2 protein-coding genes are annotated in these 1,334 nt (G+C 66.6%); both read left to right on the top strand.

Translation table 11 applies throughout. The annotated features are described in order from the left end of the window. Nucleotides 1-66 precede the first annotated feature (66 nt). On the top strand, nt 67-375 hold the full coding sequence (locus AB0N02_RS47335) for a transposase (protein ID WP_363961769.1): 309 nt from the start codon (nt 67-69) through the stop codon (nt 373-375). Beyond that, nucleotides 372-1,304 (top strand): IS3 family transposase, encoded by a 933-nt coding sequence (locus AB0N02_RS47330; RefSeq protein ID WP_363961767.1) that lies wholly within the window; start codon nt 372-374, stop codon nt 1,302-1,304. Before AB0N02_RS47335 ends, AB0N02_RS47330 begins: the two co-directional genes overlap by 4 nt. Nucleotides 1,305-1,334 lie beyond the last annotated feature (30 nt).

Below are 1,334 nucleotides of genomic sequence, written 5' to 3'. Positions count from 1 at the left end.
TGAGCTTCCCCCGTTTTTCCGGAGGCTTTGGATCATGGTCCACGGATCATGGGAAAGGTCTCGATCATGGGGAAGCGGAAGTACCCGCTGGAACTGCGCGAGCGAGCGCTGAGGCTGTACCGGCAAGCTGAGCCCAAGCCGGTCATCGCACACCTGGCCGACCAACTGGGCATCCATCGGGAGGCGCTGCGGAACTGGATCCGGCAGGACCAGGCCGACCACGGCGAGCGCGACGACCTGCCGACAACTGCGATGCTGGAGGAGAACCGACGACTGGCCCGGGAAAACGCCGAACTGCGGCGGGTCAACGAGATCCTGCGGGCGGCCAGCGCTTATTTCGCCCAGGAGTTCGACCCGACCCGGCGGCGGCCATGAGGTTCATCGACGAACACCCCGGCCTTGCCGCGGTCGAACTCATTCTGCGGGTCCTGGGCATCCCCGTCTCCACCTACTACGACTGGCGAACCCGTGCCGCCCGACCCAGCACGCGAGCGATGTCCGACGCCCTGCTGCTGGAGGAGATCAAGAAGATCCGGGCCGGCCACGAGTTCGCCGACACCTACGGATCGCCCCGGATCCACCTGGAGCTACGCCGCCGCGGCGTTCACGTCTCCCGCAAGCGTGTCGAGCGCCTCATGCGAGCGGCCGGCCTGCAAGGAGCCTTCATGCGCAAGGGCTTCAAGACCGGCTCCACTCGCCAAGACCCGCGCCATCAGGCGGCGCCCGACCTGGTCAACCGCGACTTCTCCGCGCCGTCGCCGAACCGGCTGTGGGTGGCGGACCTCACCCGCATCCTCACCGGCGAGGGCGTTCTGTGGCTGGCCTCGGTACGCGACGCCTTCTCCAACCGCGTCGTGGGCTGGAAGACCTCCGACCGGGCCGGCACCGACCTGGTGCTCGGCGCGCTGGAGTTCGCCTTGTGGAGCCGTGACGTGCGCGCCGGACAGTTGATCCATCACTCGGACAAGGGCTGCCAATATACGGCGATTCGCTTCACCCAGCGCCTGGCCGACGCGGGCATCGCGCCCTCGACCGGCAGCGTGGGCGACAGCTTCGACAACGCGCTCGCCGAAAACCTCTGGTCAACGATCAAGGTTGAGCTGGTATACCGCAACACCTGGGCCACCCGCGAGGAAGCCGATACGGCTCTGTTCCGCTACATCGACGGGTGGTACAACCCTCGCCGTATCCAGAAAGGCCTGGGCGGACTCTCGCCGGACGAGTACGAAGCCGCCTGGTACGCCCAGCAACACGACCTACCCGACACCGTCAGCGGCCACACCGAGCTGACCGAAACCAGATAGGAAACACTCCGGGAAACCGGGGGAACCTCA

This window comes from Streptosporangium sp. NPDC051022 (genome assembly GCF_040683035.1).
GTDB lineage: Bacteria > Actinomycetota > Actinomycetes > Streptosporangiales > Streptosporangiaceae > Streptosporangium.
The sequence above is the reverse complement of the archived record's forward strand: the minus strand, read 5'-3'. Positions and strand labels throughout refer to the sequence as shown.